Annotated in this window: 17 protein-coding genes; 12 read left to right on the plus strand and 5 right to left on the minus strand. The window is 71.8% G+C overall.

What is annotated here, in order from left to right; genetic code table 11:
• Window positions 1–273 precede the first annotated feature (273 nt).
• Window positions 274–1,173, plus strand: coding sequence for a cellulose-binding protein (locus ACWFR4_RS26785; protein ID WP_453654927.1), 900 nt, complete (start codon window positions 274–276; stop codon window positions 1,171–1,173).
• 296 nt (window positions 1,174–1,469) lie between these two features.
• Here ACWFR4_RS26785 and ACWFR4_RS26790 read toward each other — a convergent pair whose 3' ends face one another.
• From ACWFR4_RS26790 to ACWFR4_RS26800, 3 genes are all read right to left on the minus strand, one after another.
• Entirely contained in the window at window positions 1,470–3,095 is a 1,626-nt protein-coding gene (locus ACWFR4_RS26790) for a sodium/solute symporter (RefSeq protein WP_453654929.1), read from the minus strand.
• Complete coding sequence (locus tag ACWFR4_RS26795; RefSeq protein ID WP_453468355.1) at window positions 3,092–3,655, minus strand: DUF485 domain-containing protein; 564 nt, start codon at window positions 3,653–3,655, stop codon at window positions 3,092–3,094. The genes ACWFR4_RS26790 and ACWFR4_RS26795 overlap by 4 nt, the downstream gene beginning before the upstream one ends.
• A 115-nt stretch (window positions 3,656–3,770) precedes the next feature.
• Complete coding sequence (locus tag ACWFR4_RS26800; RefSeq protein ID WP_453654930.1) at window positions 3,771–5,375, minus strand: MFS transporter; 1,605 nt, start codon at window positions 5,373–5,375, stop codon at window positions 3,771–3,773.
• Between the two features lie 343 nt (window positions 5,376–5,718).
• Here ACWFR4_RS26800 and ACWFR4_RS26805 point away from each other — a divergent pair, with 343 nt between their 5' ends.
• The 4 genes from ACWFR4_RS26805 to ACWFR4_RS26820 all read left to right on the plus strand — a co-directional run bounded on the left by ACWFR4_RS26805 (window position 5,719) and on the right by ACWFR4_RS26820 (window position 13,687).
• A complete protein-coding gene (locus tag ACWFR4_RS26805) occupies window positions 5,719–6,507 on the plus strand; it encodes an ABC transporter ATP-binding protein (RefSeq protein WP_453468353.1) in 789 nt (262 codons plus the stop codon).
• Window positions 6,504–9,083: an ABC transporter permease gene (locus ACWFR4_RS26810; protein ID WP_453654931.1), complete on the plus strand. Its 2,580-nt coding sequence runs from the start codon at window positions 6,504–6,506 to the stop codon at window positions 9,081–9,083. Before ACWFR4_RS26805 ends, ACWFR4_RS26810 begins: the two co-directional genes overlap by 4 nt.
• A 215-nt stretch (window positions 9,084–9,298) precedes the next feature.
• Window positions 9,299–12,829: a transcription-repair coupling factor gene (gene mfd / locus ACWFR4_RS26815; protein ID WP_453654933.1), complete on the plus strand. Its 3,531-nt coding sequence runs from the start codon at window positions 9,299–9,301 to the stop codon at window positions 12,827–12,829.
• A gap of 144 nt (window positions 12,830–12,973) precedes the next feature.
• A complete protein-coding gene (locus ACWFR4_RS26820; RefSeq protein ID WP_453654935.1) occupies window positions 12,974–13,687 on the plus strand; it encodes an HNH endonuclease family protein in 714 nt (237 codons plus the stop codon).
• Between the two features lie 18 nt (window positions 13,688–13,705).
• Here the strand turns inward: ACWFR4_RS26820 and ACWFR4_RS26825 are convergent, their stop codons facing one another.
• Window positions 13,706–14,470, minus strand: coding sequence for a hypothetical protein (locus ACWFR4_RS26825; RefSeq protein WP_453654936.1), 765 nt, complete (start codon window positions 14,468–14,470; stop codon window positions 13,706–13,708).
• A 57-nt stretch (window positions 14,471–14,527) separates the two neighbouring features.
• On the minus strand, window positions 14,528–15,022 hold the full coding sequence (locus ACWFR4_RS26830) for a hypothetical protein (protein WP_453654938.1): 495 nt from the start codon (window positions 15,020–15,022) through the stop codon (window positions 14,528–14,530).
• A 199-nt stretch (window positions 15,023–15,221) separates the two neighbouring features.
• On the opposite strand from ACWFR4_RS26830, the gene ACWFR4_RS26835 reads away from it, so the two are divergent.
• From ACWFR4_RS26835 to ACWFR4_RS26865, 7 genes are all read left to right on the plus strand, one after another.
• Complete coding sequence (locus tag ACWFR4_RS26835; protein WP_453458555.1) at window positions 15,222–17,315, plus strand: N-6 DNA methylase; 2,094 nt, start codon at window positions 15,222–15,224, stop codon at window positions 17,313–17,315.
• Between the two features lie 112 nt (window positions 17,316–17,427).
• Window positions 17,428–18,081 (plus strand): hypothetical protein, encoded by a 654-nt coding sequence (locus ACWFR4_RS26840; protein WP_453654940.1) that lies wholly within the window; start codon window positions 17,428–17,430, stop codon window positions 18,079–18,081.
• 50 nt (window positions 18,082–18,131) lie between these two features.
• The gene (locus ACWFR4_RS26845; RefSeq protein WP_276314692.1) at window positions 18,132–19,616 is read left to right on the plus strand and encodes a serine/threonine-protein kinase; all 1,485 of its coding nucleotides are present in this window, start codon (window positions 18,132–18,134) and stop codon (window positions 19,614–19,616) included.
• Between the two features lie 147 nt (window positions 19,617–19,763).
• Complete coding sequence (locus ACWFR4_RS26850) at window positions 19,764–20,444, plus strand: SurA N-terminal domain-containing protein (protein ID WP_453458550.1); 681 nt, start codon at window positions 19,764–19,766, stop codon at window positions 20,442–20,444.
• Between the two features lie 48 nt (window positions 20,445–20,492).
• Window positions 20,493–21,485 carry a nucleoside triphosphate pyrophosphohydrolase gene (locus tag ACWFR4_RS26855; protein WP_453458548.1) on the plus strand — a complete coding sequence of 331 codons (993 nt, stop codon included), beginning with the start codon at window positions 20,493–20,495 and terminating at the stop codon, window positions 21,483–21,485.
• Between the two features lie 71 nt (window positions 21,486–21,556).
• Window positions 21,557–22,834, plus strand: coding sequence for a cytochrome P450 family protein (locus ACWFR4_RS26860; protein ID WP_453458545.1), 1,278 nt, complete (start codon window positions 21,557–21,559; stop codon window positions 22,832–22,834).
• A 139-nt stretch (window positions 22,835–22,973) separates the two neighbouring features.
• The gene (locus ACWFR4_RS26865) at window positions 22,974–23,960 is read left to right on the plus strand and encodes a transglycosylase family protein (RefSeq protein WP_453654942.1); all 987 of its coding nucleotides are present in this window, start codon (window positions 22,974–22,976) and stop codon (window positions 23,958–23,960) included.
• Window positions 23,961–24,004 lie beyond the last annotated feature (44 nt).

Consider the following 24,004-nt stretch of genomic DNA (forward strand, 5'->3'; position numbering starts at 1 on the left):
GGGGCGGGCCTCGGCCCCCTCGTCCCCCCGTGAGGCGCCGGGCCCGCCCCCCCCCCCCCCCCCCCCGCCTCTCCTCTTTCTGTGGGCGTCTTCTGTGGGCGTCTTCGGTGGGCGGGGTGTGACCTCCCTCGCCCTCAAGGCTCTCGATTCCGACTTTCAGCAGTATTTGGCGCATCCTTGTCGAGTGGGTTGGGTGGAGTGTCTTGTTTTGAGCGCTTCGGCTCGATCAGGTGCCGGGTAGGAGAGCCGAAGAGGCGAAGAGGGGAATCAAGGATGAGCAGCGGTGCGTCGGTGTCGCCCCATGGCTTCGTCACGGGACGGGGCCGCGGCTACCGTCCCGGGCAGGTGGACGCGCTGGCCGCCGAGCTGTCCCAGGGCCGCGACGACGCCCGCGAGCGTGTCGCCCGGCTGACCGCCCAGGTCGAGGAGCTGGAGGCCGAGGCACAGCGGCTGCGGCTGGCCGTGACGCAGCTCGCCCCGCAGACGTACGAGTCCCTCGGCGACCGCGCCCGCGAGATCCTCGCCCTCGCCGAGGAGGAGGCGGACGGGGTACGGGCGGCTGCCGCCGATGACGTCCGGCGGATCACGCGGGACGCGGAGGCCCGAGCGCGGGAGACGCGTGAGGCGGCCCGCGCCGCGGCCGACGCCGTACTGGCCGAGGCGGAGCAGTGGGCCGACGAGCGGCTGGGCGCCGGCCGGGCCACGGCCGACGGGGCCCGCGCCGCCGCGCGTGACGAGGCGAAGGAGCGGCGCGAGGAAGCGCTCGCCGCGCTGGACGACGTGCGGGAGCGGACCGCGGCGACCCTCGCCGGGCAGGAGAAGGACCACGCCGAGCGGCGGGACGGGGCCGAGCGGGAGATCGCCGGGCAGGAGGCCGCGGCGGACACGCGCGAGGCGGAGCGCCTGGCGCTGGCCGAGGGGCGGCTCTCCGAGGCGCGGCGGGCGTTCGCCGAGGCGGAGGAGTCGGCCCGGCACGGCGAGGAGGACGCCGAGGCCCGCGCCGCGGAGCTCCTCGCGGAGGCGACCCTGCACGAGGAGGGCGTGGGCCGCGAGACGGAGCGGGTGCTGCGCGCGCACGGCGAGAAGTGGGACGAGGTCCGCGCCCACATGGAACACGTCCGCACCACCCTGGCCACGCTCACGGGCCGCAACCCGGCAGGCGGGACGCCGTAGGCGCTGGTGGCCAGGGGCCGCGCCCACGCTGACGGCACGCCGTAAGCGGCCGCGCCCTCGCCGGCGGGGAGCCGTGGAGGGGCCGCAGCTTCGTCGGCGGGAGGTCGTAATGGGGCCGCAGCCTCGTCGGCGGGACGTCGCGAAGGCGCCGCAGCCCGTCGACGGCACGCCGTAAAGGCGCCGCAGCCCGTCGACGGCACGCCGTAAAGGCGCCGCAGCCCGTCGACGGCACGCCGTGATGGGGTCGCAAACCCGCCGGCAGGACGCCGTAGCCGGGCGCGTGGACCGCGTCGGGTCTACCCGTCCTCCCCCTTCGGGGCCTGCCGCGTCGCGCCCGCCAGGATCCACGCCTCCACCGCCTCGTACTGGCGGCGTTGGCCGTCAGCCGTTCGGCGGCCGGAGGCCATCGTGCCGAGCCAGCCGAAGAGGAAGCCGAGCGGGATGGAGACGATGCCCGTCGTGGTGAAGGGGAACCAGTTGAAGTCCTGGCCGGGGAACGCCGAGGCCGGCGAGCCCGACACCAGGTTGGTGCCCGTCATCAGGACGATGCAGGACGCCGTGCCGCCGAGCAGCGTCCACAGCAGCCCCGTACGCGTGTAGCGGCGCCAGAACAGGGTGTAGACGAGCGCCGGTGCGAGCGCCGAGGCGCCCAGGCAGAACGACAGCGTGACCAGGGGCTGGAGGTTGCGGTGCTGGACGAGCGTGGCCAGGAGGATCGCGGGCCCGCCGACGGACAGTGCCGAGATGCGGGCGAGTGCCATTTCCCTGCGGCTGGTGAGCGGTGTCCTGCGGTGCGCGAAGACGTCGTGCGCAAGGGAGTTGGCGCAGGCCAGGATCATTCCGGCGACCGAGGCGAGCAGCGTGAGGAAGAGCGCCGTGGTGACCGTGGTGAACACCAGCGTCTCCGCCGTGGAGGCGTCCGCGCCGAACGCGGCCCGCGCCCCGAGCAGATACGCCGTGTCGCCCTGCGGGTCGGCCGCCGCCACGGCTGCCCGGCCCAGGAACGCCGTCGCGCCGAACCCGACGACCGTGATGATCAGCACGAAGAGGCCGACCGCCGACACCGCCCAGGACATCGAGCGGCGCACCTCACGCGCGCTGCGCGCCGTGTACATGCGCATGGTGACGTGGGGCAGACAGGCGCCGCCCAGGACGACGGTCAGCTCCGAACTGATCATGTCCAGGCGGGGGTTGGCGGTGCCGGTGAACTGGAGGCCCGAGTGCAGGAAGGCGTCTCCCACGCCGCTGGCCTGCGCGGCCTGCGAGGCGAGGGCGCCCGGGTTCCAGTCGAAGCGGTAGAGGATCAGCAGAGCGACGGCCACGCCGGAGCCGAGCAGCATCACGGTCTTCATGATCTGGATGAGGGCGGTGCCCTTCATGCCGCCGATCGCCGCGTAGCTGATCATCAGGGCGCCGAGTGCGATGACGCAGCCCGTCTTGAAGCCCTCGCTGGTGAACCCGAGGACGAACGCCAGCAGGTCGCCCGCGCCCGCCAGTTGGACGAGCATCAGCGGGAGCAGCGCCGCGAGGGTGGTGGCGCACGCGGCGATGCGTACGGAGCGTCCCGGCAGGCGGCGGGCGATCACGTCGCCCATGGTGAACCGGCCCGCGTTGCGCAGGGGTTCGGCCAGCAGGAACATCAGGAGCATCAGGGACAGGGACGTGCTCAGGGCGAGGACGATCCCGTCGTAGCCGGTGAGCGCGATGACGCCGCCGGTGCCGAGGACGGTCCCCGCGGAGATGTAGTCGCCGGCGATGGCGAGGCCGTTGCGCATCGGGGTGAGGGAGCCGAAGCCGGTGTAGAACTCGTCGAGGTTGTCGCGGTCGGGGCCGGTCATCACGCACAGGAGCAGCGTGACGGTGGCGACCGCGGTGAAGGCGACCAGGGACATGCCCTGGGCCGAGCTGCTGAAGTCCGTCATCGGAAGTTCCCCCCGGCCGTTCCGGGAGCCGGACGCCGGTCCAACTCGGCTTGTCTGCGCAGCCGGTGGGCGAGCGGGTCGACGCGGCGGCGGGCGGTGTACTCGTAGAGCCAGAGCGCGAGCGCGGTCACCGGGAGCTGGCACAGGCCGAGGAAGAGGCCGGTGGAGAAGCCGCCGGGGAGCGTGCCCGTCATGAGGGAGGGCGCGAACGCCGACAGGACGAGGAAGAGGGTGAAGTAGCCGAGCGCGGTGAGCGTGGCGACGCGCCGCTGCCAGCGGTAGGCGCTGCGCAGCAGTCGCAGGTCGCTGTGGTGGCCGAGCGCGGGGTGGCGCGGGAGCCGGTGCGTGGGCGCCGGTGGTGGGGGAGGGGGTGCCCAGGGATAGGTGAGAGCGGGGTCGGGCTGCTGTTGCGGGTGCGGCGGTTGTTGCGGGTACGGCGGCTGTGGCTGCTGGTACCCGTGCCGGTTCTGGCTTCCGTACTGGCTCCGGCCCGTGGGGAAGGGGCCCTGCCATGGCTCGTTCTGGTGGTCGGAATAGGAGCGGTGCGGTGTGTCGGACATCCCGGTTCTCCTTGCGCGGCTTGGGTCCGCCGGGGATTGCGGACGCAGGGAGCGAGGGGGGAGCCGGAACGTTACTCGTAGGTAGGCGCTTTCCGCGACGGTTCTTGCGAACTGTTCAGTCGGTTCGTTGTGAGAAGGGTGAGTGATGCTGATGCGCATCTTGTGAGCCGGCTGAGTTGCCAGCGGCCCCTGATGTCGCCTCACCCGAACGCTCGCCGCCCCTCTCACCGTCCTGGTCGAGCACCGGGAAACGTCGCGGCGCGAGGCACAGCAGGGCGATCAGCGCGAGCGCGGCCGCGCACGCGGCACCCACGTAGACCGAGTCGACGGCCGCCGCCACGGCCCGCCGCAACCGGTCCGGGTCGGCCACGGAGGCGGGGTCCTCCAGGGCCTTGGCCACCGAGTCGAGGGACCCCGCGCCGCCCAGGCGCCCGGCGAGCACGGTGTTGGCGACGGCGCCGAACAGCGCGGCGCCGACCGTCTGGCCTATCTGCCGGCAGAACAGGACGGACGCGGTCGTGGTGCCGCGCTCGGCCCACCCGACGGTCGACTGGACCCCGATGATCAGGGGCAGTTGGAAGAGGCCGAGTGCCGCGCCGAGCAGCAGCATGACCAGCGCGGGCTGCCAGGCGGCCCCGGGGTAGGGCAGCAGCGGGAACGCGAGCAGGATGAGGAGCGCGGCCGCGATGCCGACGACGGCCGTGTTGCGGAAGCCGATCCTGCGGTACACGTGCTGGCTCAGGGCCGCGGAGACGGGCCAGCTCAGCGTCATCACGGAGAGCACGAACCCGGCGGCCATGGGCGCGAGTCCGAGGACAGCCTGCGCGTAGGTGGGCACGAACACGGTCGGCGCGACCATCAGGAGGCCCAGCGCGCCGAGCGCGAGATTCACGGCGGCGATGGTGCGGCGGCGCCAGACCCAGCCGGGGATGATCGGCTCGGCGGCCCGCCGCTCGATGGCGACGACGGCGCCGATCAGCGCGGCTCCCGTACCGAACATGGCGATCGACGGAGCCGAGATCCAGTCCCAGGCGACGCCGCCCTGCACGAGCGCCGTCAGGAGCACCCCGCCGCACGCGAACACCGCGAGCGCGCCGGCCCAGTCGATGCGGGCGCGCGGCCCCTTCTCCCGTACGGGTTCGTGGAGATGGCGCACGACGAGCCAGAGGGCGATCGCGCCGACCGGCACGTTGATCAGGAAGATCCAGCGCCAGCCCGCGTACGAGGCGAGCAGTCCGCCGAGCGCCGGGCCCGCGACGGCCGAGGTCGCCCACACCGTCGACAGCCTGGCCTGGATGCGGGGGCGTTCCTTGAGGGGGTAGAGGTCGGCGGCGAGGGTCTGGATGGTGCCCTGGATGGCGCCGCCGCCCAGGCCCTGGACGACGCGGAAGGCGATGAGCGCGCCCATGTTCCAGGAGCCCGCGCACAGGACCGATCCGACGAGGAAGAGGATGCTGCCGCCGATGAGGACGGGCTTGCGGCCGAAGGTGTCGGACAGTTTCCCGTAGACCGGCAGCGTGACGGTGACGGCGAGCAGGTAGCCCGAGAAGAGCCAGGAGAAGACGGAGAAGCCGCCGAGGTCGCCCACGATCTGCGGGACCGCCGTGGAGACGATGGTGGAGTCGAGTGCCGCCAGTGCCATGGAGAGCATCAGCGCGGCGACGACCGCGCCCCGGCGCCGGTCCTTGCCCGTGCCCGTCTGCGTTGTCGCGCCGCCCACCGGATTCCTTCCCCCTGCATCTATCTCGCCCCCGACACCTTCTCACTTGACCCTGCCGCGGCGGGAGGGTGGAGCGTGACTGCGCAGGAAGGTGGAGCGAACCCCTAGAGGAGCTCCACCGTTGGGTGGACTCCCCCTAGGGGGACCTCCGTACTACGGACAGGGGCCGGTTCGTACCCGCGGAGGACGAGAGGGGTGGGGGGTTCTTCCTACCTTCAAGGGGTGGGGTTTTCCCCCGGGAAAGAGGGTGACCTGCACCAGGGTGCCCGGGCCCCCCTCGCCAGCAGACTGAAGCGCGTCGCACACACCTGACTTTCCGCATGACCGACATAGGAGACTTACCGTGACAACGGCTGTGACCATTCCCAGGACCGGGGGCACTGGAGGGCAAACGGCCGTCGCCGCGCGGGCGCGGCAGGTCGTCAAGGCCTACGGCACGGGCGAGACCCGGGTCGTCGCGCTCGACCACGTCGATGTGGACATCGCCCGCGGCCGGTTCACCGCGATCATGGGCCCCTCGGGGTCCGGCAAGTCCACGCTCATGCACTGCCTCGCCGGGCTCGACAACGTCACGTCCGGGCAGATCTACCTGGACGAGACCGAGATCACCGGCCTCAAGGACAAGAAGCTCACGCAGCTGCGCCGGGACCGGATCGGCTTCATCTTCCAGGCGTTCAACCTGCTGCCGACGCTGAACGCGCTCGAGAACATCACGCTTCCCATGGACATCGCGGGCCGCAAGGCGGACAAGCAGTGGCTGGACCGCGTCGTGCAGACCGTGGGCCTGGCCGAGCGCCTGAAGCACCGGCCCACCGAGCTCTCCGGCGGCCAGCAGCAGCGCGTCGCCGTGGCCCGCGCGCTCGCCGCCCGGCCGGAGATCATCTTCGGTGACGAGCCGACCGGAAACCTGGACTCCCGCGCCGGCGCCGAAGTGCTCGGCTTCCTGCGGCAGTCCGTCGACGAGCTCGGCCAGACCATCGTGATGGTCACCCACGACCCGGTCGCCGCCTCGTACGCGGACCGGGTGCTGTACCTCGCGGACGGCCGCATCGTCGACGAGATGCTCCGCCCCACCGCGGACGCCGTCCTCGACCGCATGAAGGACTTCGACGCGCGGGGGCGCACGTCATGAGTGCGAACACCGTGATGAAGACGTCCCTGCGCAACTTCTTCGCGCACAAGGGACGCATGGCCCTCTCCGCCGTCGCGGTCCTGCTGTCGGTGGCGTTCGTGTGCGGCACGCTCGTCTTCACCGACACGATGGACACGACGTTCGACAAGCTGTTCGCGGCGACGTCGTCCGACGTGACCGTCAGCCCGAAGGCCGCCAGGAGCGAGGGCAGCGACACCGGGCGCCCCGAGTCGATGCCGGCCTCCGCCCTCACGCAGGTCGAGCGGGCCGACGGCGTCAAGTCGGCCGAGGGCGCGGTCAGTTCGATGAACGTGACCGTCGTGAACGCGGACAACAAGAACATGGGCTCCGAGAACGGCGCCCCCACGATCGCGGGCAACTGGACGCACAACGACCTGCGTTCCATGGACATCACCTCAGGCCACGCCCCGCGCGGGCCCACCGAGGTCATGGTCGACTCCGACACGGCGAAGAAGCACCGCCTGAAGATGGGTGACGAGCTGCGCACCATCGCCGCCACCGGTGACTTCAGGGCGAAGATCGTCGGCATCGCCTCCTTCAAGGTGACCAACCCCGGTGCCGCCGTCGTCTACTTCGACACGGCCACCGCCCAGCGCGAACTCATCGGCCGGAGCGGCCGGTTCACCCAGATCAACGTCGCCGCCGCCACCGGCGTCAGCGACAGCGTCCTCAAGAAGAACGTCGCGGCGTCCCTCGGCGGCCCGTACAAGTTCCAGACGCAGAAGGAAGCCGCGGACGCCAACCGCAAGGACGTCGGCGAGTTCATGGACGTCATCAAGTACGCCATGCTCGGCTTCGCCGGGATCGCCTTCCTCGTCGGCATCTTCCTGATCATCAACACCTTCTCCATGCTGGTCGCCCAGCGGACCCGCGAGATCGGCCTGATGCGCGCCATCGGGTCGAGCCGCAAGCAGGTCAACCGCTCGGTCCTCGTCGAGGCGCTGCTGCTCGGCGTCTTCGGGTCGGTCATCGGCGTCGGCGCGGGCGTCGGTCTCGCGGTCGGCCTGATGAAGATGATGTCCGCGGCGGGCATGGACCTGTCCACCGACGACCTGACCGTCCGGTGGACGACCCCCGTGGTCGGGCTGCTCCTCGGCATCGTCGTCACCGTCTTCGCCGCCTACGTTCCGGCCCGCCGCGCGGGCAAGGTCTCGCCGATGGCGGCCCTCAGGGACGCCGGCACCCCCGCCGACGTCAAGGCGGGAGTCGTCCGTGCCCTGATCGGGCTCGTCCTCACGGGCGGCGGCGGCTTCGCGCTCTACACCGCCACGCAGGCCGCCGAGGCGAGCGAGGGCTCCCTGTGGCTCGGCGTCGGTATCGTCGCCACGCTCATCGGGTTCGTCGTCATCGGACCGCTGCTCGCGGGCGGTGTGGTGCGCGTCATCAGCGCCCTGCTCCTGCGGATGTTCGGCTCCGTCGGCCGCATGGCCGAGCGCAACGCGCTGCGCAACCCGCGCCGCACCGGCGCCACCGGCGCGGCCCTGATGATCGGCCTCGCGCTCGTCGCCTGCCTGTCCGTCGTCGGCTCCTCGATGGTCGCCTCGGCCACCAGCGAGCTCGACAAGTCCGTCGGCGCCGACTTCATCATCGAGGGACAGAACGGGCTGAAGCCGCAGGCCGCCGAGGCCCTGAAGAAGGCGGGTGAGTCGGGGTATGTCTCCCACGTCACGGAGGTCAAGTTCGTCAAGACGAAGCTCACCACGCCGGGCGGTGTGAAGGAGGACGAGGAGCTCGTCGCCGCGACGCCCACGTACGCCCAGGACCTGCGGCGCGAGACGACCGCCGGTGAGCTGTCGGCGGCGTACGGGAAGAACGCGATGTCGGTCGGCTCGGAGTTCGCCGAGAAGAACCACCTCAAGGTCGGCGACATCATGAACGTCGCCTTCGAGCACGGCCGTACCGCCGACCTGAAGATCGCGGCGATCACGTCGGACGACACCACGTTCGACAAGGGCGCGATGTACATCAACCTCACGACCGCGAAGCAGTACCTGCCCGCCGACCGGCTGCCGCTCAACGGGATGATGTTCGCCAAGGCGGACGCCGGCAAGGCCGGCCAGGCCTACAAGGCGCTGAAGTCGTCGGTCGCGTCCGACCCGACGGTCCACGTCAAGGACCAGACCGACTACAAGCAGACCCTGAAGGACCAGATCGGCCAGCTCCTCAACATGATCTACGGCCTCCTGGCCCTCGCGATCATCGTGGCGGTCCTGGGCGTCGTGAACACCCTGGCCCTCTCTGTGGTGGAGCGCACCCGTGAGATCGGCCTGATGCGGGCCATCGGCCTCTCGCGCCGGCAGCTGCGCCGCATGATCCGCCTGGAGTCGGTGGTCATCGCCCTCTTCGGCGCCCTCCTCGGCCTCGGCCTGGGCATGGGCTGGGGCGCGACCGCCCAGAAGCTCCTCGCCCTGGAGGGCCTGGACGTCCTGGAGATCCCCTGGCCGACGATCATCGGCGTCTTCATCGGCTCGGCCTTCGTGGGCCTGTTCGCCGCCCTGATCCCGGCGTTCCGGGCGGGCCGGATGAACGTACTGAACGCGATCGCCACGGAGTAACTCCGCGGGGCGATGCGAACGGGGGAACGGGCACGGCGGCCCCGGAGTGTCCTTCCCGGACACTCCGGGGCCGCCGTGGGTCCTGGGGACCATGCATGTGATCCGCGAATGATCCGCACGCGGGTGTCGGCGGCGCGTCGTAGTCTGGAAGACCCCCGGCCCGTACGACGTGTCGGGCGGTTCGCGTTGCCCACTCCCCGGGATGGAAGCCCTTCATGAGCCTGCACGGTCTGCTGGACGCCGTAGTACGAGACCCGGCGCTCGCCGAAGCGGTGAAGGCCGCCACCGACGGACACCGCCCCCACGTCGACCTCGTCGGCCCGCCCGCCGCGCGGCCCTTCGCGGTGGCTGCTCTCGCGCGGCGGACCGGGCGGACCGTGCTCGCCGTGACCGCCACCGGGCGGGAGGCCGAGGATCTGGCCGCGGCGCTGCGGTCGCTGCTGCCGCCGGACGGCATCGTCGAGTACCCCTCGTGGGAGACGCTCCCGCACGAGCGGCTCTCCCCGCGCTCCGACACCGTGGGCCGCCGCCTCGCCGTCCTGCGCCGCCTCGCGCACCCCCGCGCCGACGACCCGGAGACCGGCCCGGTCTCCGTCGTCGTCGCCCCCGTCAGGTCCGTGCTCCAGCCGCAGGTCAAGGGGCTCGGCGACCTGGAGCCCGTGGCGCTGAGCACCGGACAGAGCGCCGATCTGAACGAGATCGTCGAGGCGCTGGCCGCGGCCGCCTACTCCCGGGTCGAACTCGTCGAGAAGCGCGGCGAGTTCGCCGTGCGCGGCGGCATCCTCGACGTCTTCCCGCCGACCGAGGAACACCCCCTGCGCGTCGAGTTCTGGGGCGACGACGTCGAGGAGATCCGCTACTTCAAGGTCGCCGACCAGCGCTCCCTGGAGGTCGCCGAGCACGGCCTGTGGGCGGCGCCCTGCCGTGAGCTGCTGCTCACCGACCAGGTGCGCGAGCGCGCCGCCGCCCTCGCCCAGGAACACCCCGAGCTGGGCGAACTCCTGGGCAAGATCGCCGAGGGCATCGCGGTCGAGGGCATGGAGTCCCTCGCCCCGGTCCTCGTCGACGACATGGAGCTGCTGCTCGACGTGCTGCCCGGGGGCTCCATGGCCGTGGTGTGCGACCCGGAGCGGGTGCGCACGCGCGCGGCCGACCTGGTGGCCACGTCGCAGGAGTTCCTCCAGGCGTCGTGGGCGGCCACGGCCGGCGGCGGCGAGGCCCCCATCGACGTGAACGCGGCGTCCCTGCGGTCCATCGCCGACGTCCGCGACCGGGCGCGCGAGCTGGACATGATGTGGTGGTCCGTCTCCCCGTTCGCCGCCGACGAGGAGCTGGGCTCCGACACCCTCAAGCTCGGCATGCACGCCCCCGAGTCGTACCGCGGCGACACCGCGCGGGCGCTCGCCGACACCAAGGGCTGGCTGTCCGACGGCTGGCGCACCGTCTACGTCACCGAGGCGCACGGCCCCGCAGCCCGCACCGTCGAGGTGCTCGGCGGCGAAGGAGTCCCGGCTCGCCTCGACCAGGACCTCACCGAGCTCGCCCCGGCGGTCGTGCAGGTCTCCTGCGGCTCCATCGACTACGGCTTCGTGGATCCGGCCCTGAAGCTGGCGGTCCTCACCGAGACGGACCTGACCGGCCAGAAGGCGGCGGGCAAGGACGGCCAGCGCATGCCGGCCCGCCGCCGCAAGACGATCGACCCGCTCACCCTCGAGTCCGGCGACTACATCGTCCACGAGCAGCACGGCGTGGGCCGCTACATCGAGATGGTGCAGCGCACGGTCCAGGGCGCGACCCGCGAGTACCTCGTCGTCGAATACGCACCCGCCAAGCGCGGCCAGCCCGGCGACCGCCTCTACATCCCCACCGACCAGCTGGAGCAGATCACCAAGTACGTCGGCGGCGAGGCCCCGACGCTGCACCGGCTCGGCGGCGCGGACTGGACGAAGACGAAGGCCCGCGCGAAGAAGGCGGTCAAGGAGATCGCCGCGGACCTGATCAAGCTGTACTCGGCGCGCATGGCGGCGCCCGGCCACTCCTTCGGCCCGGACACGCCCTGGCAGCGCGAGCTGGAGGACGCCTTCCCGTACGTGGAGACGCCCGACCAGCTCACGACCATCGCCGAGGTCAAGGAGGACATGGAGAAGACGGTCCCGATGGACCGCCTGATCTGCGGCGACGTCGGCTACGGCAAAACAGAAATCGCTGTTCGCGCAGCCTTCAAGGCCGTCCAGGACGGCAAGCAGGTCGCGGTCCTCGTGCCCACGACCCTCCTCGTCCAGCAGCACTTCGGCACGTTCTCCGAGCGTTACTCCCAATTCCCCGTGAACGTACGGGCGCTGTCGCGCTTCCAGACGGAGACCGAGTCGAAGGCCACCCTGGAGGGCCTGCGCGACGGGGCGGTCGACCTCGTCATCGGCACGCACCGCCTGTTCTCCTCCGAGACGAAGTTCAAGGACCTCGGACTGGTCATCGTCGACGAGGAGCAGCGCTTCGGCGTCGAGCACAAGGAGCAGCTGAAGAAGCTCCGCGCGAACGTCGACGTCCTCACGATGTCCGCGACCCCCATCCCCCGTACGCTCGAAATGGCCGTCACCGGCATCCGCGAGATGTCGACGATCACCACGCCGCCGGAGGAGCGCCACCCGGTGCTCACCTTCGTGGGCCCGTACGAGGAGAAGCAGATCGGCGCCGCCGTCCGCCGTGAACTGCTGCGCGAGGGCCAGGTCTTCTACATCCACAACCGCGTCGAGTCCATCGACCGCGCGGCGGCCCGCCTGCGCGACATCATCCCCGAGGCGCGTATCGCGACGGCCCACGGCCAGATGTCCGAACAGGCCCTGGAGCAGGTGGTCGTGGACTTCTGGGAGAAGAAGTTCGACGTCCTCGTCTCGACGACGATCGTCGAGTCGGGCATCGACATCTCCAATGCGAATACGTTGATCGTCGAGCGCGGCGACAACTTCGGTCTCAGCCAGCTCCACCAGCTGCGCGGCCGCGTCGGCCGAGGCCGCGAGCGCGGTTACGCGTACTTCCTGTACCCGCCGGAGAAGCCGCTCACCGAGACCGCGCACGAGCGTCTCGCCACCATCGCCCAGCACACGGAGATGGGCGCGGGCATGTACGTGGCGATGAAGGACCTGGAGATCCGCGGAGCGGGCAACCTGCTCGGCGGCGAGCAGTCGGGCCACATCGCGGGCGTCGGCTTCGACCTCTACATCCGCATGGTCGGCGAGGCGGTGGCCGACTACCGGGCCGCCGTCGAGGGCGGCGTCGAGGAGGAGCCGCCCCTGGACGTCAAGATCGAGCTCCCGGTCGACGCCCACGTCCCGCACGACTACGCGCCGGGTGAGCGGCTCAGGCTGCAGGCCTACCGCGCCATCGCCTCCGTGAACACGGAAGCGGACGTCAGGGCGGTCCGCGAGGAGCTCACCGACCGCTACGGCAAGCTGCCCGAGCCGGTCGAGAACCTGCTGCTCGTCGCAGGCCTGCGCATGTTCGCGCGGGCGTGCGGCGTCGGCGAGATCGTCCTCCAGGGCAACAACATCCGCTTCGCCCCCGTGGAGCTGAGGGAGTCGCAGGAGCTGCGTCTCAAGCGCCTCTACCCGGGCACGGTCATCAAGGCGGCGGCGCACCAGGTGCTCGTCCCGCGCCCGAAGACCGCGAAGGTGGGCGGCAAGCCGCTGGTCGGACGCGAACTCCTGGGCTGGGTCGGCGAGTTCTTGACGTCGATCCTCGGTTCGTAGCGAGGGCGCGTTCAGCCGGCCGTGCCTGCCGGGTCTTCGGAGGCATGGCCGGTCTGCTTCCGCGCGCCCCGGTGCGCCCGGGTGACGGGTGCGTTCACCCGATACGGTGACACCGAAACCGGACTAGCAGGGGGGAGCGTCGTGATGCGAGGCGCTGGGCGGGCCGTCGCCGCCGTACTGGTGACCGTGGCCGCCGCCACCGGCTGCACCGTGGAGCAGCAGGGCGGGTCGGGGTCGGGGCCCGAGTACAAGGCGGGCAGTGCCCTCGACGCCGTGAACTCGCTGACCGTCAAGGGGCGGGCACCCAAGACCGGTTACGACCGGGGCCGCTTCGGCAGCGCCTGGGCCGACACCGATTCGAACGGCTGCGACACCCGGGACGACATACTCAAGCGGGACCTGACGGGGGTGAAGTTCCGCGACGGGCGCTGCATGGTCGTGTCGGGGACGCTCGCGTCCGACCCGTACACCGGCAAGGAGATCGCGTTCGCGCGCGGCCGCAGCCAGGTCGACATCGACCATCTGGTGGCCCTCTCCGACGCCTGGCAGAAGGGCGCCCAGAAGTGGGACCCGAGCAAGCGCATCGCCCTGGCCAACGACCCGCTCAACCTCCTCGCGGTCGACGCGGGCCCCAACCGCAGCAAGGGTGAGGGCGATACGGCGACCTGGCTGCCGCCCCGCAAGGGGTACCGGTGCACCTATGTCGCCGGGCAGGTCGCCGTGAAGAAGAAGTACGGGCTGTGGGTGACGGCCGGTGAGCGGGACGCCATGAAGCGGGTGCTGTCGACCTGCCCCGACCAGGCGCTGCCCACGGGCGGCAACCCGACGTCGGCGCCGGAGCGCTTCCACGCCAAGTGACCGCGTGCGCAGGACGGTTCAGCCGTCCAGCTTGTCGAGGTCGACGATGTCCTTGTCGGCCGGCGGCGCGGCCTTGACCGGCTTGTCGTAGTCCGAGAACGTGAGCGAGGCCGGCTCCTTGGCGGACTTGGTGACGAGCTTGAGCACGTACGGCTTGCCCTCGGTCGCGACGTAGAGCGTGAACTCGTCCTTGCCGTCGGTCTCGGTGACCGTGAACGCGGGCGCGCCGTCGACCGTCGTCGCCCTTCCCTTGCGGGCGAGGGTGTCATTGCTCTTGAACTCGGCGAGCATCGAGTCGAGGTCGCAGAAGTCCGCCATGTCCTTGGCGTCGGGGCTGTCCGCCTTCGACTTCATCCAGCGGCCCGCGAGCATCTTCACGACGGCGTCGGTGTCCGCCTTGGACTCGCCCTCGCTCTGGGCGCGCAGGAACGCCTCGTCGGACTTGAGGTACACGGTCGGGCCCGTCTTGATCAGGTCGACCTTGCCCTGCCCCTGCATGCCCATCGAGCCGGTGCACTCGCCCTTCTTGTCGAGGGCGACGTCGAGGGCGATCTGCCCGCCGTCCCCGTCGGCCGTGTTGCCCTTGATGGTGAGGGACCTGGCGCCGCGGGTGGCCTTCATCGCCTTGTTGGCGATCTGCGGTCCCGACAGGTCGGCGAAGGGGGCCTTGGGCTTGTCGCCCGGGCCCGCGGCGTCACCGGGGCCGCCGGGCCCGCAGGCGGTGAGCGAGAGGGTGGCCGTGACGGCGGTGAGGCAGAGGGCGGCAAGTGTGTTGCGGCGCATGGGAGTTCCCCGGGTGAGTGGTTGAGGTGGTGGAGGCGGAGCGGTGGTGTACGGCCGTCAGAAGTTGCCGTTGGTGATGATTTCGCCGTCGGCGTCGTACACCGTGACGAGGCCGTTCTTGCTGTCCTTCCAGTCCGCGAACGCGGAGGCGATCAGCTTGGAGGGGCCGGAGCCCTCGCCCATCAGTCCGCCGGTGAAGTCGGTGTAGACGTCGGCGCTGTCGAGGATGTCGTTCTGCCGGTCGGCGCCCTGGACCTTGAGGACGTGGGCGACGGCTTCCTTCTCCTTGGGCGTGCCGTTCTTCGTCACGAAGGCCTTGAACTGCTCGGCCTGCGAGGCCTTCGACGTGGCCTTGTCGCCGGAGTCGGACTTGGTGTCGGCGGCTTTGCCGGCCTTGTCGCCGGAGCCGCCCGCGTTCTTGTCCGCGGCGGCCGAAGTGCCGCCGTTGTTTCCCCTGTCGCCGTTGCCGCCGTCACCCGAGTTCGCCGATACGACACCGATCACGACGATCCCGACGACCGCACCCAGCGCGACCTTGGTCTTCATGCCCATGGCTGATCCCCCCCACAGAAGGCGGCCCTCCGATTCCGGCGACCGCTCGTTTCGATGAGTCAATAAGAGCAGAGCTTGTGAACCGAGTCAACACGGTTCACAAGGTCGAGTATGTACACGCTCGTGAATGGGGCGCTTATGCGTTCACGGGTATGCTCGGCGCCACAGTCATGTGGGGGAGCCGAGGGGAGCACGCCGGGTGCAGGACAACGCCACAGAAGTGACCGCGGCCGGGATCGCCCGGCTCGCGGGGGTCGGCCGCGCCGCCGTCAGCAACTGGCGCCGCCGCCACCCCGACTTCCCCAAGCCTGTCGGCGGGACCGAGACCAGCCCCTCGTTCGCCCTCACCGACGTCGAGAACTGGCTGCGCGAGCAGGGCAAGCTCGCCGAGGTCCCGCTGCGTGAACGCGTCTGGCAGCAGCTCGCCGGGCACCCCGCGGGTCCCGGCGTCGCGCTCCTGCACGCCGGCTGCGCCCTGCTCCTCGTGCACGACCGGCCCACCGACTGGCTCGAACTCGCCGCGGCCTCCGACGAGCACCTCGCCCAGCGCCTCCCGGCCGCCCTCGACGACGTCCTGACCCCGCGCTTCGGCCCCCGCGACGAGCGCGCGGTGCGCCTGCCCGACAACGGGCTCCTGCCCTCCGTCCCGCTGCTGCGCGGCGCCGCCGAACTCGCCGCGGAACTGGGCGCCCGCCAGACGTACGAGTTCCTGCTCGGCCGTCATCTCGACGCCAACCCGCGCCAGTACACGCTCACGCCCGCGGGCCCCGCCCAGCTCATGGCCGCCCTCGCCGGACCCGCCCGCACCGTTCTCGACCCGGCCTGCGGCACCGGCGCCCTGCTGCGCGCCGTGCGCGACCTCTCACCCGAGCCGGACCAGCGCCTCTACGGCCAGGACAGCGCCGCCGACCTCGCCGCCCTCACCGCGCTCCGTCTCGCGCTCGGCACCCCGGCCGCCGACGGCGCCACCGTGCGCACCGCGGCCGGCGACACCCTGCGTGCCGACGCGTTCCCCGACATCCGCGCCGACGCCGTGCTCGCCCACCCGCCGTTCAACGAACGCAACTGGGGTCACGACGAACTCGCCTACGACGCCCGCTGGGAGTACGGCTTCCCGGCCCGCACCGAGTCCGAACTCGCCTGGATCCAGCACGCGTTGGCCCGCCTGCGCGACGGCGGCACCGCCGTCCTGCTGATGCCGCCCGCCGCCGCCTCCCGCCGCTCGGGCCGCCGCATCCGTGCCGACCTGTTGCGCCGCGGCGCCCTGCGTGCCGTGATCGCCCTGCCCGCGGGCTCCGTCCCGCCCAACAACATCCCGCTGCACCTGTGGGTCCTGCGCAGGCCCGGCGCCGGCACACCGCCCGCGCCGGAACTCCTCCTCGTCGAGACGACCGGGGGCGGCCCGGCGGGCTCCGGCGACGGACGCGACAAGCTGCCGTGGGAGCAGGTCCAGCAAGCCGTCCTCGACGCCTGGCGGCCCTTCGACCGCGACGGCACGATCGAGGAACTGCCCGGCATCGCCCGCTCCGTGCCCGTGATCGAGCTGCTCGACGACGAGGTCGACCTAGCGCCCGCGCGCCGGCTGCCGCCCCCGGCCGCGGGCGGCGGCGCCGAGGAGCTCGCCGCGGTCCGCACCCGCCTCGGCGACACCCTGCGCCTCACCGCCGACCGCGCCCCCGACACCCCGCCCGCCGCGCAGAGCCCGGCCCGCTGGCCGCAGACGACGGTGGGTGAACTCGCCCGCGCGGGCGCACTGTTGCTGCGGACCGCCACGGCGATCGCGGCGGCATCGGGGCCCGCCACCGGCGGTTCCGCGCGCGTGCCCGTCCTCACCGACCACGACGTCCTCGCCGGAACCGCACCCTCCGGCTCGCCCCAGGGCGGCGACGAGGAGCCCGTACTCGTCGAAGCGGGTGACGTCGTCGTGCCGCTGGCGGGCGGCGGGGCGGTCGTCCGCGTCGTCGACGAGGCCACCGCGGGCGCCGCGCTCGGCCGCGGCCTGACGCTGCTGCGCCCCGACCGGGACGCGCTCGACCCCTGGTTCCTCGCCGGGTTCCTGCGCGGCACCGCCAACAACCGGCAGGCCAGCAGCTTCGCGTCCACGGCTACGCGCCTGGACGTGCGCCGCCTCCAACTCCCGCGCCTGCCGCTCGCCGACCAGCGCCGCTACGGCGAACGCTTCCGCGCCCTGGCCGGGTTCGAGGACGCCCTGCGCCAGGCCGCGCGCCTCGGCGAACAGCTCGTGCGGGGCCTGCACGACGGACTGACGGACGGCACACTCGGCCCCGAGTGACGCGTTCGACATCCGTACGGCAACGGTTCCGTACAACCCGGCGCGGGTTGTCGGAGTCGGCCTATACGCTCGACACACAAAGGACCCGTCAGCAGGAGCAGCAGGAGAAACCATGCACGGCCAGGGCTACATGCCACCGCCACAGCGCCCGTCGCATGGCGTGCAGATCGGTTTGCGCGTCCTGTTCGTGGCGCTCGCCGTGCTGAGCATCGGCTTCCTCGCGTGGGCGGCGCTGCTGCGCCTCGCGCTGACGACGCGCAGCAGGACGGACTGGATCATCTTCGCGTCCGTCGCCGCGCTCCAGACCGGCACGGTCTCGCTGCTCGCCACGGACCCGGGCGTCGACGAGTTCACGACGTGGCGGGGCGACGCGGGCATGACGATCCTCCTGATCACGCTCGCCGGAGTCGTCTCGTACTACCTCGTGGCCGACATCCGCCACGGCCGCAAGGGGCGCCTCGGGTTCTACGGCGGCTACGCAAGCGGGTACCAGCCGCTGCAGCAGCCGCACCAGCAACCCCCGCACCAGCAACCCGCGTACGGGTATCCGCAAGCGCAGCACTACGCGCAGCCCGCGCCGCAGCCCGCGCCGCCGTCGACGCCGCCCGTGCACGACCAGCTCACCCAGACCGCGGGCCCGGCCCCCACGCCCGTGCCCACCCCCGCCCCGCAGCCCCAGGCGCCGCCGCCCCACCGCATCGACCAGGTCCGCGCGGAGCTCGACGAACTCAGCGACTACCTGCGAAAGCAGGAAGGCGGACGGTGACCCACCCCCTGAACGCGTCCGGCGGACAACTCGTCGCCGGGCGCTACGAGCTGTCCACCCTCATCGGCCAGGGCGGCATGGGCCAGGTCTGGACGGCGTACGACCAGCGGCTCGACCGGCGCGTCGCCGTGAAGCTGCTGCGCCCCGACCGCGTCGCCGGCCAGGAGGCCGACGAGCTGCGCCGCCGCTTCGTGCGCGAGTGCCGCGTCACGGCCCAGGTCGACCACCCCGGCCTGGTCACCGTCCACGACGCGGGCACCCAGGGCGAGGACCTCTACCTCGTCATGCAGTACGTGGACGGGGCCGACCTCTCCGACCACCTCGCCGAGCACGACCCCTACCCGTGGCAGTGGGCGGTCTCCGTCGCGGCCCAGCTGTGCGCCGTCCTGTGCGCGGTGCACGCCGTGCCGATCGTGCACCGCGACCTCAAGCCGCGGAACGTGATGGTCAAGCAGGACGGCACCGTCACCGTCCTCGACCTCGGCGTCGCCTCTGTGCTCGACACCGACACCACCCGCCTCACCCACACCGGCTCCCCCATCGGCAGCCCCGCCTACATGGCGCCCGAACAGGCCATGGGCGGCGCGGTGGGCCCCTACACGGACCTGTACGCGCTCGGGGTGCTGCTGCACGAACTCCTCAGCGGAGACGTCCCGTTCGCGGGCTCCACCGCCCTCGGCGTCCTGCACCGCCACCTCTACGAGCCGCCCCTGCCGGTCCGTCGCCTGCGCCCCGAGGTCCCCGAACCCCTGGAAGCGCTCGTCCTGCGCCTGCTCGCCAAGGACCCGCAGCACCGGCCCGCCTCCGCGCAGGAGACGTACGAGGCCCTGCTCCCGCTGCTGCCCGCGCGCGGCGTACCGAGCGGCGGCCCCCTCGACCCGACCCGCCCCTTCCTGCGCCCGCACGCCCCCTGGCCGGACCGCGCCCGCACCCCCGCCCCGCAGCCCGCCGCGCCCACGCCCCACACCGACAAGCCGGACGTCGCGGGCGCCGTCGACGAGGTCAAGCGCCTCCTCGGCGAGGGCCGCATCACGCAGGCCGTCGACATCCTCGGCGCGATCCTGCCCGCCGCCGCGGCCCAGCACGGCGAGCACTCACCGGTCGTCCGGACCCTGCGCAAGCAGTACGCCGCGACGCTCATGGACGACGGTCAGTACCGCCGCGCCCTGCCCGAGCTGCGCCGCCTCGCCGACGAGCGCTCCGCCGAGGCGGGCCAGGCCGACCCGCAGTCCCTCCAGTTCCGCTACGAGGCCGCGCAGTGCCTGGAACAGCTCGGCGAACCGGCCGCCGCCCTCGCCGAATACCGGGCACTGCTCCCGTACTACGAGAACCAGTACGCGACGACGGACATCACGCTGCCCCTCGAAGTCCGGCGCCGCATCGGCCACTTGCTCCTCGCGCTCGGCGACCGGGCCGCCGCGCACGACACCCTCGTACGTCTGCTGCACGACGCGGAGCGCCTCCACGGGCCGGGACACCCGTTCCCGGCCGAAATCCGCCGCACCTTGCAGTGGCTGGGGCAGGTCCGGGGCTGAGCCGGGGCGGGCCGGGCGCGGCGGAGTGCCTCAACTCCCGACGAATCGTTGGGTCGAATAGGTGGCCGAGAGCACGGCCACTGCCTAACATCGATCACCGCCGGACTTTGTGCACCGACGCACAAACTCTTCGCAGGGAGGCCCACCTTGCATCGCCGCAACAGCCGCTGCACCGCGCTCGTCCTCTCCATCGCCGCCGTAGCCGCGGTCCCCCTCCTCACCGCCTGCGGCGACGACGCGCATCCCGGCGCCGCGGCCGTCGTGGGCAGCGACCGCATCACCGTCTCCCAGCTGGAGAACCGGGTCAACGAGGTGCGCGATGCCCAGCAGGCCGCCACCAAGGACGACCAGCAGTACGAGCAGGCCATCGCCAAGTCCGGCAGCCTCACCCGGAACACGCTGCACTCCATGGTCTTCGACCGGGTCCTGCACCGCGCGGCCGCCGACGCGGGCGTCAAGGTGAGCCGCAAGCAGGTCCAGGAGCGGGAAGCCGCGATGGCGCAGCAGGCCGGCGGCGTCCGGCAGATGCGGCTCGCCCTGCTCGAGCAGTACAACATCGCGCCCGAGCGCATCACGGACAGCGCCCGCACCGATCTTGAGGTCATGGGCCTCGCCCAGAAGGTCGGCGCGAACATGCAGTCCCAGTCCGAGAGCGACCAGGCCCCCTTCTGGAAGGCGCTCGACCAGGCCTCCAAGGAGCTGAACGTCGACCTGAACCCGCGCTACGGCACCTGGGACATCGCCAAGAGCCACGGCCGCGCCGACGCGAAGACGCCGTGGGTACGCGAGGTCACGTCCCCGAAGACGGGGGACGAGCAGACGGCGTAGGGCCTCTCGCCCTGGGGCGCGGCGGGCGGCCTGGGTTACGTTCGAGGCGTGAACGCCGAGAACGCACCCGCCGCCGCCCCGACCGGCCGCATCATCCTGCTCACCACCAGCCACCGCGTCGCACCCGGCCTGCTGTCCTGGTCGGCCTGGCAGCTCCTGCACGCCGCCGACGAGGTGCTGTGCGCCGACGCCGCGCACCCGCAGCTGCCATATCTGCGGGAGGCCGGCATCGAGGTGCGGGAGGCGGCGCCGACGGCCCACGAGCTCGTCGACGCCTGTGCCGGGGGCCGCACCGTCGTGATCGTCGCCACCGCCGAGGGCGACCGCCGCCTGACCGACGGCCTGGCCGCGCTCGCCGGCTCGGGCCGCGTCGCGATGCCCGACCTGGAACTGCTCCCGGCCTCCTACGACCTGCCGGGCGCCCGCCTCCTCGACCTGGTCCAGGTCATGGACCGCATCCGCCGCGAGTGCCCGTGGTCCTCGCAGCAGACCCACAAGGGCCTGGCGAAGTACGCGATCGAGGAGGCGTACGAACTCGTCGAGGCGATCGAGGACGGCGACCGGGACGAGCTGCGCGAGGAGCTCGGGGACGTGCTCCTCCAGGTCGTCTTCCACGCCCGGATCGCCGAGGAGGCCTCCGGTGAGGAAGGGGACGAGGCGTTCTCCGTGGACGACGTCGCCGGCGGCATCGTCGAGAAGCTCATCCACCGCCACCCGCACGTCTTCGGCGACGACACGGCGCTCACGCCGGAGGACGTGAAGGAGCACTGGCTGCGCACGAAGGCCGTGGAGAAGCAGCGCGAGTCCGTCACGGACGGGGTGCCGGTGGGACAGCCCGGCCTCGCGCTCGCGGCCAAGCTGGGGTCGAGGGTCCGCACGGCCGGCCTCGACGTATCCCTCCCGTCCGGCGAGGGCGTCGGCTACGAACTGCTCGCGCTGGCCCTGCGCGCCGAGGCCGACGGCGTCGACCCGGAAGCGGCGCTGCGGGCGGCGGCGCGGGCGTACCGGGACGCGATCCGCGCCGCGGAGGGACCGGCCTAGGGCCTTTCGTCCGAACCTGTCGGCGGTGGGGTCCGGCCGGAGGGGCGCCCCGCGCCGGATACCGTCGACGCGTGACCGACAAGCCCGCGCAGCGCACCGCTCCCGAACTCTTCACTTGGGAGTTCGCCACCGATCCGTACCCGGCCTACGCCTGGCTGCGCGAGCACTCGCCCGTTCACCGCACGACGCTCCCCAGCGGTGTCGAGGCCTGGCTGGTCACGCGGTACGCGGACGCGAAGCAGGCGCTGGCCGACCAGCGCCTGTCCAAGAACCCCGCACACCACGACGAGCCCGCCCACGCCAAGGGCAAGACCGGCATCCCGGGCGAGCGCAAGGCCGAGCTGATGACTCATCTGCTCAACATCGACCCGCCGGACCACACGCGCCTGCGCCGCCTCGTCTCGAAGGCGTTCACCCCGCGCCGGGTGGCCGAATTCGCCCCCCGCGTACAGGAGTTGACCGACCGGCTCATCGACGAGTTCGCCGCCAAGGGCGAGGCGGACCTCATCCACGACTTCGCCTTCCCGCTCCCCATCTACGCGATCTGCGACCTGCTGGGCGTCCCGCGCGAGGACCAGGACGACCTGCGGGACTGGGCGGGCATGATGATCCGCCACGGCAAGGGCCCGCGCGGCGGAGTCGCCCGCGCCGTGAAGAAGATCCGGAACTACCTCGTCGAGCTCATCCACCGCAAGCGGGACGAGCCCGGCGACGACCTGATCTCCGGCCTCATCCGCGCCTCCGACCACGGTGAGCACCTCACCGAGAACGAGGCTGCGGCGATGGCTTTCATCCTTCTGTTCGCCGGTTTCGAGACCACCATCAACCTCATCGGCAACGGCACATACGCCCTGCTCACCCACCCCGAGCAGCGCGAGCGGCTCCAGCGGTCGCTGGTCCCCGGCGCCGCCGAACCCGGGCTTCTGGAGACCGGCGTCGAGGAACTCCTGCGCTACGACGGCCCGGTGGAGCTCGCCACCTGGCGCTTCGCGACCGAGCCGCTGACCGTCGGCGGGCAGGACATCGCAGCCGGCGACCCCGTCCTCGTGGTGCTCGCCGCCGCCGACCGTGACCCGGCGCGCTTCGACGAGCCCGACACCCTCGACCTCTCCCGGCGTGACAATCAGCACCTCGGATACGGGCACGGCATCCACTACTGCCTCGGCGCCCCTCTCGCGCGCCTGGAAGGACAGACCGCCCTCGCCACGCTTCTGACGCGCCTTCCGGACCTGCGACTCGCGGGGGAACCTGCCGATTTGCGCTGGCGTGGCGGGCTCATCATGCGGGGATTGCGCACGCTTCCGGTCGAGTTCACGCCGCATCAGGAAGGCCCGGACAAAGCCCCGTAACTGACAGCCCGTCAAGACTGTGACTTTCACGTGATCTCGGCTGCATCGACTTGTGACAAGCGTTCGACTCCCGCTACGTTCACCAGTCATCGCGGCACCACCCGCCGCAGCATTCCCCGAGCCCCCGAAAGGCGCCTCCATGCTCACCGGGAACGGTCGTCACCGTCGCCCCCGCCAGGCTCCCGCGCTCATCGTCGCCGCGGGCGTGGCCGGCTCCGCCATCGCGATCCCCCTGCTCGGCGCGACCAGCGCGAGCGCCGCGTCGACGGCCACGTGGGACAAGCTCGCCGAGTGCGAGAGCGGCGGCTCCTGGAGCGCCGATCCGGGCAACGGCTATTACGGCGGGCTCCAGTTCTCACAGGAGACCTGGGAGGGCTACGGCGGCCTCGACTTCGCGCCGCGCGCCGACCAGGCCAGCCGCTCGCAGCAGATAGCCGTCGCCGAGAAGGTCCTCGCCGACCAGGGCCCGCGGGCATGGCCGGTCTGCTCGGTCACCTCGGGCCTCACGACGGACGACGCGGCGGCCGAGGTCGATCCCGGGGCGGCCCTGCCGACCCCGTCCGCGTCCGCCGGCGACTCCGGCAGTGACGACGCGGCGAACGGCGGCACCGCGAAGGGCGACGCGAGCGACGAGCCGGCGGACTCCGCGTCCTCGGGCGCGAAGGGTGACTCCCGAGAGAAGAATCACGACGACTCGGGTGATACCGCAGGTAACACCGCAAAAGACTCCAAGGGCGGCAAGTCCGGCCAGGACGGCTCGACTTCGACCTCCGGCACGCCCTCGTCGGAGGCCTCCGACGGCTCGGACTCCGCCACTTCGCCCGCCTCCGGCCGGCACCGCGGTGACGCCGCCGAGGACGACGCCGCGGGCTCCTCGCGCGCCGACGACGGCTCGGGCCGCCACGCCTCGCGCGGTGGCGAAAGCGGACGCAAGGGAGCGAATGCGGACGAAGGCTCCTATACCGTGCGTGCCGGCGACAATCTCTGGGACATCGCCGACACCCATGACGTGGACGGCGGATGGGCCGCTCTGTACGCCGAGAACAAGAAGACGGTCGGCACCGATCCCGACCTCATCCTTCCTGGTCAGAGTCTGGATCTTGGGCTCGAATCGGGCGAAAAGTAGCGGCAGTTCGGGGTTAATGTCCGCTTTGGTGAGAGTGAGAGATG

It is taken from the genome of Streptomyces sp. NPDC055140, from assembly GCF_053607285.1.